7 protein-coding genes are annotated in these 9,984 nt (G+C 41.3%); 3 read left to right on the top strand and 4 right to left on the bottom strand.

What is annotated here, in order from left to right; all coding sequences use genetic code 11:
* Positions 1–274 precede the first annotated feature (274 nt).
* From nadA to aroG, 3 genes are all read left to right on the top strand, one after another.
* A complete protein-coding gene (nadA, locus tag C6H66_RS20625; RefSeq protein WP_105396573.1) occupies positions 275–1,315 on the top strand; it encodes a quinolinate synthase NadA in 1,041 nt (346 codons plus the stop codon).
* 54 nt (positions 1,316–1,369) lie between these two features.
* A complete protein-coding gene (gene pnuC, locus C6H66_RS20620) occupies positions 1,370–2,095 on the top strand; it encodes a nicotinamide riboside transporter PnuC (RefSeq protein WP_046396225.1) in 726 nt (241 codons plus the stop codon).
* A gap of 260 nt (positions 2,096–2,355) precedes the next feature.
* The gene (aroG, locus tag C6H66_RS20615; RefSeq protein ID WP_046396226.1) at positions 2,356–3,408 is read left to right on the top strand and encodes a 3-deoxy-7-phosphoheptulonate synthase AroG; all 1,053 of its coding nucleotides are present in this window, start codon (positions 2,356–2,358) and stop codon (positions 3,406–3,408) included.
* 95 nt (positions 3,409–3,503) lie between these two features.
* Here the strand turns inward: aroG and gpmA are convergent, their stop codons facing one another.
* From gpmA to C6H66_RS20595, 4 genes are all read right to left on the bottom strand, one after another.
* Positions 3,504–4,256 carry a 2,3-diphosphoglycerate-dependent phosphoglycerate mutase gene (gene gpmA, locus C6H66_RS20610; protein ID WP_105396572.1) on the bottom strand — a complete coding sequence of 251 codons (753 nt, stop codon included), beginning with the start codon at positions 4,254–4,256 and terminating at the stop codon, positions 3,504–3,506.
* Positions 4,257–4,405: 149 nt separating this feature from the next.
* Positions 4,406–5,230, bottom strand: a complete 825-nt coding sequence (locus C6H66_RS20605) for a CPBP family intramembrane glutamic endopeptidase (RefSeq protein WP_181150253.1) — start codon at positions 5,228–5,230, stop codon at positions 4,406–4,408.
* Between the two features lie 295 nt (positions 5,231–5,525).
* Positions 5,526–6,224, bottom strand: coding sequence for a hypothetical protein (locus tag C6H66_RS20600; RefSeq protein ID WP_105396570.1), 699 nt, complete (start codon positions 6,222–6,224; stop codon positions 5,526–5,528).
* A gap of 42 nt (positions 6,225–6,266) precedes the next feature.
* The gene (locus C6H66_RS20595; RefSeq protein WP_105396569.1) at positions 6,267–9,971 is read right to left on the bottom strand and encodes a hypothetical protein; all 3,705 of its coding nucleotides are present in this window, start codon (positions 9,969–9,971) and stop codon (positions 6,267–6,269) included.
* Positions 9,972–9,984: the final 13 nt, after the last annotated feature.

Genomic DNA, 9,984 nt, shown 5'->3' with positions numbered 1-9,984 from the left:
TTTCTGTTTTCTGTTTTCTGTTTTCTGTTTTCTGTTTTCTGTTTTCTGTTTTCTGTTTTCTGTTTTCTGTTTTCTGTTTTCTGTTTTCTGTTTTCTGTTTTCTGTTTTCTGTTTTCTGTTTTCTGTATAGCCCTCACAGACGAAAATATCTCGCGATAAATTACTATAAATCGATCATTTTGTTTAGTATATTAAACAAATTTGGGCGGATTTTCGGGCTAAAAACCAAAAATTTCGCTTTTTAAAACCATATACTAAACAGAGGGTCAGCGTAATGAACCAGTATATTGATTTTAATTCAACTATTTATCCATTCCCTCCCAAACCTGCTTTTCTCAGTAAGGCTGAAAAAAAACATTGCCGTGAAAAAATTAAACGCCTTCTGAAACAGCAGGATGCTGTTATGGTTGCACATTATTACACCGATCCTGAGATCCAGGCTTTAGCTGAAGAGACCGGAGGGTGTGTCGCAGATTCACTGGAAATGGCTCGTTTTGGCAATAAGCATCCCGCCTCTACTTTATTAGTTGCCGGTGTGCGATTTATGGGAGAAACCGCCAAAATTCTCAACCCTGAGAAGCGTGTTTTAATGCCAACGTTGGAAGCTGAGTGTTCTCTAGATCTTAGTTGCCCTGAAAAAGAGTTCACCCAGTTTTGTGATGACAATCCTGATCGTACCGTCGTGGTTTATGCAAATACATCAGCAGCCGTTAAAGCACGAGCGGATTGGGTTGTGACTTCAAGTATTGCTGTTGAACTGATCGATTATCTGGATAGTCAGGGGAAAAAGATAATTTGGGCGCCCGATCGCCATTTGGGGAATTATGTCCGTAAACAAACAGGAGCCGATATTCTTTGTTGGCAAGGGGCTTGTATTGTTCATGATGAATTTAAAACTCAGGCTTTGATAAGGGTAAAAGGTCTGCATCCCGATGCCGCGGTATTGGTTCATCCTGAATCACCGCAAGCTGTTATTGATCTGGCTGATGCTGTTGGTTCGACCAGTCAATTAATCAAAGCCGCCCAATCTTTGCCACATCAGAAACTGATTGTGGCAACGGATAAAGGCATCTTTTATAAAATGCAGCAAGCATGTCCTGAGAAGCAGTTATTTGCAGCGCCTACGGCTGGGGAAGGGGCGAGTTGCCGTAGTTGTGCTCATTGTCCGTGGATGGCAATGAATGGCTTACAAGCCATCGTTCAGGGACTGGAACGGGGAGGGGATCAGCATGAAATATGGGTTGAAAAAGAATTGCGGGAAAAGGCATTGCTTCCTTTAAATAGGATGCTTGATTTTGCAACTCAGTTAAAATAGGAAATTGAATAATGAGAGTAATATTTTATTGTAGATAATAATAGGATATAACAGATGGATTTTTTCAGTATTAACAACATATTAGTCAATATACCTCTGGGAAAGGGAGGATATGATTTATCGTGGATTGAAGCAGTAGGTACGATCGCCGGTTTGTTATGTATTTGGTTTGCCAGTCAGGAGAAGATAATTAACTATTTGTTTGGACTCATTAATGTCACATTATTTGCTGTGATTTTCTTTCAAATTCAACTTTATGCCAGTTTATTGCTGCAATTATTCTTCTTTGCGGCAAATATTTATGGTTGGTATGCCTGGAGCAGGGTTAATGATCAGCAGCAGATTGAACTTAAAATACGTTGGTTAAGTCTGAATAAGGCGGCAATAATTGGTCTAATTTCTGTGCTATTAATTGCCATGATGACTTTTAATATTGATCGGGTCTTTGGCTATCTGACTCAGATTGCCGTTATGATTATGCAAAAATTTGGCTTTAATGTTCAGATGCCGATGTTGGAGCCTGATGCGTTCCCATTCTGGGATTCGACAATGACGGTGCTATCCATTGTGGCAATGGTTCTGATGACCCGCAAATATGTTGAAAACTGGTTGGTGTGGATAGTTATCAATGTGATAAGCGTTGTTATCTATTTCCATCAAGGCGTGCTGGCAATGTCGTTGCAGTATGTGATTCTGTTGGGCATTGCATTTAATGGCTCCCGTTTGTGGATTCAGGCAGCTAAGGAAAACCATTCTTTGCCATTATCCCATAGGAAATAGTTTCCTAACTATGCCAGAGAATTGTTTTGTCGATTTCTGGCATATTTTTAGGTATTTACTTTGATAATTCTCATTTCTAAAGATATTTCAACCATAAGAATAGAGCTAACCACATTTAACTATATCTTGCTATGTCTTGAGTTAAGCATTGATTTATTTATTCTCTACAAAGAATATTTACAGTTTGGCTTCTAACAGTTAGATTAAAATCACAAGATTGCTTTAATTAAATATACAAAGATGTTAGATGAGAGAGGGCTATGAATTATCAGAATGATGATATAAGAATTAAAGAGATAAAAGAATTATTACCTCCTGTGGCACTACTTGAAAAATTTCCAGCAACTGAAAAGGCTGCATTTACAGTGCGTAAGGCTCGCAAAACGATTCATCAAATTCTGACGGGGGAAGATGATCGTCTGTTGGTTGTGATTGGTCCATGTTCTATTCATGATCCTAAAGCAGCAATGGAATATGCCGGACGGCTGAATGATTTGCGTGAGGAGCTGAAAGAGGATCTGGAAGTTGTCATGCGAGTTTATTTTGAGAAACCGCGTACAACCATTGGCTGGAAAGGGTTAATTAATGACCCTCATATGAATCACAGTTTTGATATTAATGATGGTTTGCGTTTAGCTCGTCAGTTGTTGCGGGATATTAATGACATGGGGCTACCGGCTGCGGGTGAGTATCTGGATATGATTTCTCCACAGTATTTAGCCGATTTGATGAGTTGGGGGGCAATTGGCGCTCGTACAACGGAATCTCAGGTCCATCGTGAGTTGGCTTCTGGTCTTTCCTGTCCGGTTGGTTTTAAAAATGGCACCGATGGTGCGATAAAAGTTGCCATTGATGCGATTAATGCGGCAGGTTCCCCCCACAGTTTTCTTTCTGTCACTAAGTGGGGACATTCCGCGATTGTGAATACCAGCGGAAACAACGATTGTCATATTATCCTGCGTGGTGGTAAAGAGCCGAATTATAGTGCCGAACATGTTGCTGCCGTGAAGCAAGGGCTGGAAAAAGCAGGTTTGCCGGCAAGGATTATGATTGATTTCAGTCATGCCAATAGTTCTAAACAATTTAAAAAGCAGATGGATGTGTGTTCAGATGTGAGTCGGCAGCTTATCGCTGGGGAGAAAGCGATTATTGGTGTCATGGTAGAAAGTCATTTGGAAGAGGGAAATCAGAATCCGGATAGCGGTCTGCCATTGGTATACGGTAAAAGTATTACTGATGCTTGCATTGGTTGGGCTGACACTGAAATTTTGTTACGTCAATTGTCGTCGGCAATAAAAGCGCGTCGTGGCTGATAACATTTTTCCAATGTAAAAAAACCGGAATCGACAACTCCGGTTTTTTATGTTTGCTGGAAAATACGCTGTCAGCAATTTTTATAGCAAGAAAATTATTTTGCCTTACCTTGGTTAGCTACCGCAGCGGCTTTTGCTGCGATTTCATCAGCGTTACCCAAATAGTAATGTTTGATTGGTTTCATGTTTTCGTCGAATTCATAAACCAAAGGTACTGCTGTTGGGATATTCAGTTCAAGAATGGCTTCTTCGCTCATATCGTCCAGATATTTAACCAAAGCACGTAAAGAATTACCGTGCGCAGCGATAATCACTTTCTCGCCTTGAGCGACACGCGGTTTGATAACTTCTTCCCAGTAAGGGATCACGCGTTCAATAGTCGTTGCCAGACTTTCAGTCACGGGTAACTCTTCTGGTTTTAAATTCGCATAACGTGGATCGTGGCCTGGGAAACGTTCATCATCTTTAGTTAAATCTGGTGGGGTGATAGCAAAACCACGACGCCACAGTTTAACCTGATCATCACCGTATTTAGCTGCGGTTTCTGATTTGTCCAGACCTTGCAGAGCGCCATAATGACGCTCATTCAGTTTCCAGCTTTTTTCAACCGGCAACCACTGTTGATCAACTTGATCCAGAATGTTCCACAGCGTATGGATAGCGCGTTTTAGCACCGAGGTGTAGGCAAAATCAAAAACAAAACCTTCTTCTTTCAACAGTTGCCCTGCTTGTTGAGCTTCGGCGCGACCTTTTTCAGATAACGCGACGTCAGTCCAGCCAGTGAAACGGTTCTCTTTGTTCCACTCGCTTTCGCCATGTCTTACCAGAACCAGTTTAGTGACAGCCATAGCTTAAACTCCTTAAAAATCAAACTTAATGATAATTGAACGCATTATATTGCTCTATGCACCAGAACAGCAATCAATAGTCTTGTTTCAAACTTTATTTGCTTGAAACGCTGAGATTGCTGAATAGATACCGGGCAAATTTGACATGTCTATAGTGCGCTCACCAACTTGATTGGGTAAGTAAAGAACAGCAAATGAACCAAATTGAGCGCGAAATGGAACCCAACAGCAACCCACAGACGGCCACTCCACATCCATGCTAGTCCATATATTAATCCCGCAAGCGTAGCAAAAATCATCAGTAATGGGCCGCCGACGAAGTGTGCGCCGCCAAAAATCAAAGCGGTGATGATCAGGGCAAAATAGGGGTTAATCCACTGGCTTAACCTCTGTTGGATATAGCCGCGGAATAGCGCTTCTTCTGCCAGGGAAACAAAGAAAATATTTGCCAAAATAAACATCGGCAGCCATTGTGGTATATGCAATTCAACCGCTAATCCTCCAAGCGCTGTTGCAATACTCAACAGTACAGGAATCGCTGTCGCTAAGATTATCCATGCATAAGGGCGAACCTTTGCCAGTGGCTTTGTTGTAAATAGGCCAGGCATGCAGCATAACAGCAGGAAAGGAATGAGTGCTTTGTCAAAGTTGAAATACATTGAGAATGGGACGCTATGAGGGCCTACCTGAACTTTATCGAGATATTTCAGGTTATTAAAACCGGGGAGCAGATGTAGGAATAATGCCGCTGCAAAGGCGAGTAATAGCAGTTCAGTGGTTATTTTAATGATGTTATTTTGCTGAAAATAGATACGTAGCGCGCCTAACAAAAAAATAATCGCAATAGTGGCGATTGCCGGATAAATCATAGTCTGCGTGACGAATCCGGTAATAATCGCAGCCAGTAGAACAATAAGCGCAGTTGTGCGGTGTATCGTTAATAACGCTAGTGATGTAGCAAGTAAACCCCAAATCATATAATTTCCCTTTATTTTTAACAAATTAAAAAATGATCTGAAAAGCAGACCAAAAATCGATGATAGATGTTATTTAGTGAGCGAAAAATAATAATGCATAATAACTAAATTGCGATGCTTTTTTAACTGGTCGGAGAAGAAATCCATCGGTGAGAATTATTTTTTGGTCAAAATTCGGTTAATGGAAAAGCAGTGTTATTAGTAAGGTTTATTTCTGATATATTGGACAGATCAGCCACTTGTATAAATAACCGGTGGCTGTCAGGTTGGGTTTGATCGAGTACAAATCCGTTTATTTTCGTGTACTGATTTTAACCTCCAGCTTACCTTTATTATCTGTTAATCCGGCGCCATAGCGCCCATTTAAGTCATCATTGATACAAAGCTGTAATTCACCAGATAACCCATTTGGGACACTAGCTTCACGACCAATCAAAAAAACGGTTTCACCGACGCGGCCTACCAGCGCACCTACTGGCTGGCCTGGTAACGCGTAGTCTTCCTGGGCAATATGAGCCTTATCTCCTTCGGCCTGACAATTGTTATACCGTGGGTCAAAAGACCATGTGCCGCTGAGATAGGTAATTGTGGTTGTCAGATTTGTATTAACTGTCACATCGCTATTCTGCCAAGGTTTATCCGCAGATACAGATATGGTTACTGGATACAAAATATTGGCCGCTAATTCAGCTTCTTGGGCTTGAAAGCCAGCTCTACCCAAGGCTGCGATTAACTCCGGGCGAGTTGTTGCTGGATACACTTTAGGATCAAGCAACATTTGACCAACGTCTAGCGGATCAAGCGTTGGGAAGTGCTTGTGCAGTGCAATTGCAATCTCGCTAATAGGGAAGTCAAGCTGGCGTAAAATAGCGGCGATATCAATGGGGTAAAGTGGGGTCAGAGAGACTTCACGTAGAGCATTAGCAATAGTGTTGTTATCCCTTTTAGATTGCAATGTATCTATTAACATCGCCTTGGAGACTGAGGTCATAGTAATGCTCCTTATTTTTATTTAAATAAACTCATGATACAACTACTGCCTACCATAAGTTTCTAGTAGGGCAGCGGTTATTTCGCTGGCGCTGATGGATGGGTAGGCCGATTTTAATCCTTGCCCGGTTTCTGTTGCTGAATAACCCGCCAGCGCCATAGCGCTACCTAATACTTTGGTTTGGGTTGCAGGATATTCAGTGATTAATGTCTGTCCGCATTGATTGCCGGATATGCGCTCGTCATAGGCTTTCTGAGCTAATTGTTCTAGCGTTAATGCTTTGCCATATATAGCCAGTAGTATTTCGGTTATTTCGCTGGCGCTGATGGATGGGTAGGCTGATTTTAATCCTTGCCCGGTTTCTGTTGCGGAATAACCTGCCAGTGCCATAGTGCTACCTAATACTTTGGTTTGGGTTGCAGGATATTCAGTAATTAATCTCTGTCCGCATTCACTGCCGGATAGGTGTTCGTCATAGGCTTTCTGAGCTAACTGTTCTAGCGTTAATGCTTTGCCATATATAGCCAGTAGTATTTCGGTTATTTCGCTGGCGCTGATGGATGGGTAGGCCGATTTTAATCCTTGCCCGGTTTCTACTGCTATATAGCCGACTTGCGCCATAGCTGCTGCTAGCATATTCGCCTTGAGATCAGGGAAGGATTTAATTATCAGTTTGCCGCAATCATTGCCACTCATCTGCTGTTGATATGCCGACTGTGCAATTTGTTCTGGTGTTATCACCACCTCTATTGCCACTTCATCACTCCAGATACTTGGGATTGATGTTGCGGTGGCATCCGGCATACTAGCCAGATAAAGTTTATATGTTCCTGCAATCGGGATTGGTGGTAAAGGGATATGGGCTCGTCCAGTTGTGGAATTCTCGGTTTGTTGTATCCATGTATTGTTTGGGACCCATAAGCTGAGTAAATAATGAGTAGTATCGGGACAGCATTGCCATTGAATCTCTATGCCGCTAGATTGGTAATTAGCCTGAATTTGCTGAGGAGTCTCCAGACGTAACCATTGCTGAACCTGACAAAATTCGCTGGCAATATAATTGGAGTCGCTCAATGCTGCTAATGAGAAACGATATTTACCGGCAGGTTTCAGCTTATCAAAAATAATAGTCTCTGAATTCTGTGGAGCGGCAATTGAGCGGTTTTCGGTTTGTCCATCTCTCTCGATTTTTACGTTATAGTGACTGGCGTCTGTTACCTGATTCCACTGCAATATAAGATTAATATCTCTTTCAATAAGGGATTTTTCTTCTAAATTGATGCTCAATTCCGGTATTGACAGACGATGCTGCTGTAATTGATTTTCTGAGCTGGTAAAGTCTTGCCTGGTGGCGGCTACTGACCAGGTATAAACGCCAGCGGCTAATTCCGGCGTGATAGGTAAAATAAATGAATTATCTTTGAGATTCAGTTTCTTATTGAGTAACGTTTCATTATTTGGCGCTTTTAATTTGACCTGATAACCGTCAGCATTTTCCGTATATCCCCATTTGAATTTAGCCTTATGATCCTTATATTCATAAGTTGCCGACAAATTTTCAGGTGGTTTGGGATCGGCAGGTTTAGGGGGATTGGGAGGTGTTGGTTTGCTGTTAATTTCATCTTTAATTTTATTGATAATGCTACCTATGATAGCCGCACCCGCTGCTACGCCCCCGGCAGCGGCTAAAGCTTCTGCACCGCTCTGGATTGTTTCTGTTAGTGCGGCGTCAACTAGTCCTTCACACAGTAATGTCATGGCATAATCAGCGGCTTTTTCGGCGGCTGTCAACGTTAGAAAGGTAGCGATAGCTTCACGATTTTCCAATAGCCCTTTAACAAAAGATTCAGCCGCACTTTTCAGCGCTTCACCGATAGCATTAGGTAATTCCTCTAAGGAGAGGTTGTTTGGCAGCAAAAACTCTACGGTTTTTGGGAAGGAGAGAGTAACGAAATCCGTTCCTGCCATTGTCATGGTATATTTACCGTTTAACACAAAATACAGTTGGTCTTTCTGACTAGCATTATCCGTCTTAGTATCAAACGACGGGGAAATAGAAAACCGGGATGTGAGTAAATGTTCATTGACAAATTGGGTTAATTGGCCGCAATTGGAACCTTTATTGCGTGAGAGTTTCTTTAATTCTTCTATAAAATTAATAAACTGGTTGTTATCTAAATTAAACGCAGGCCAGTCAGTAATTTTAAATCCTGCGCTTTTGCTGTAGGAAAAACCTAATTTCGTTGGATTAGGTAACAAAGGAGAAGAAATTTTGTCCGAGGACAATGAGCCACTGATTTTTAATTTCCCGGTTTTATCTTTTGTACCTGATATTTCTACATTTAAACCGAAATCATGTTTAAAAAACAGCAGTCCACAGCGAAAGACGAATTTATTTTCCTTGACGGTGGAGAAAAGCAGGGTTGGACCGGGGTCCTGCTCAAAACCGGTAATTTGAAGTACAAATAATGAAATTGGATTAAGTAGCTGGATCTCTGCATTGACGCCTTCTTTGGTAATTTGTATATCCCCTTTGAGCTGCAAAGTTTCAATCAGTGTAATGTCAAATAGGGCATGGAGGTGAAATCCTGGCTGATAATGGGTGATGTCTTGATTTAATAACAGAGACTTTTCGGCTAAAGAGGAAATAATAGCATTTTCCTGTTTAATATCACCGTCTGTTTCGCGCCGATAATAAAGGTTGCTCCCCGGATGAAAAACGATATCGATAAAATGACTTGGCCAGGAGAAATTAGAGCCAGAAAATGATGCCTCAAATATACCGTGTATCGATAAATCTTGATTGATAGCGACTGAAGCTAATATGGGGGCATTATCTAGAAAATAAAGGCGTCCACTTAATGCCGGTAGTTTTGCATAATTAATTGTTCCCTCTACCCAATATAATCCAACTTTAGGTTGTTTTTTTTCTGGCACGGCAAAGGTGTAATTAATGCCAAAAGATAAATCACCAAATGTGACGCCAGTCATTCTTCCGTCAAAGGGCTTATCAATAGTGCTTTTTGAGTTTTCGTGACAGATTTTTAAAGATGCCTGTACTTGCTTTTCATCAGCGCTTAAATCCCCGTCAAAACAGTACGTTTCCTGGAACAAATCTAATGTGATGGTGCCTGCTATTTCATATTTTGCGTGATTATCAAACTGATATTTAAGTATTAAATTATTGAAGCCAAAAATCTTAAATAGTTTGAAATCAGGGAGAACGGCAGTATAGCGGCTTTTTTTAATTGATTCGCCTGCGGATATTCCCCGATCCAAACGCCCACTGATCGAGATATCAGCCTGTGGCAGATCGCCATCTTTAACGCCAATCTCAATTAAGTTGTTAAATAAATAATTGCCTTTTAAACGCAAGGTTAGCCAGAAGGTACAACTATGGGATACCGGCGTTTCCATTTCTGTCACTGACTTTGGCAAAGGTATTTGTGGAAAAATGTTACTCAGTTTCTCTGTTTCTGGTGGATTGGCATGATTGGAGAAAGTAAAAAACCCCGCATCCTGTATTAATAACGGGGCTTCTTTCTCAGGTAAATCAAGATGAAAAGCATGGTTGAGTAATTTAAAGATATTGAGATTGTCAGCTCCTGCCTGTTTTGCAGTCATATCAATATAGATGAGAGAATAACTGTTGAATAAAGCAAGCTGGCATTGCATTGGGCTACGCATTTCGCCATCAAATATTTTGCACCAATCAAAATGGGCGTCAATCTCAAATCGTGTTCCCATATTTTACCTCAGA

The sequence above is a fragment of the Photorhabdus hindustanensis genome (assembly GCF_002968995.1).
Lineage (GTDB): Bacteria > Pseudomonadota > Gammaproteobacteria > Enterobacterales > Enterobacteriaceae > Photorhabdus > Photorhabdus akhurstii.
The sequence above is the reverse complement of the archived record's forward strand: the minus strand, read 5'-3'. Positions and strand labels throughout refer to the sequence as shown.

Coding starts and splice junctions, on each gene's coding strand:
- nadA (WP_105396573.1), top strand. CDS start 275: ATGAACCAGTATATTGATTTTAATTCAACTATTTATCCATTCCCTCCC.
- pnuC (WP_046396225.1), top strand. CDS start 1,370: ATGGATTTTTTCAGTATTAACAACATATTAGTCAATATACCTCTGGGA.
- aroG (WP_046396226.1), top strand. CDS start 2,356: ATGAATTATCAGAATGATGATATAAGAATTAAAGAGATAAAAGAATTA.
- gpmA (WP_105396572.1), bottom strand. CDS start 4,256: ATGGCTGTCACTAAACTGGTTCTGGTAAGACATGGCGAAAGCGAGTGG.
- C6H66_RS20600 (WP_105396570.1), bottom strand. CDS start 6,224: ATGACCTCAGTCTCCAAGGCGATGTTAATAGATACATTGCAATCTAAA.
- C6H66_RS20595 (WP_105396569.1), bottom strand. CDS start 9,971: ATGGGAACACGATTTGAGATTGACGCCCATTTTGATTGGTGCAAAATA.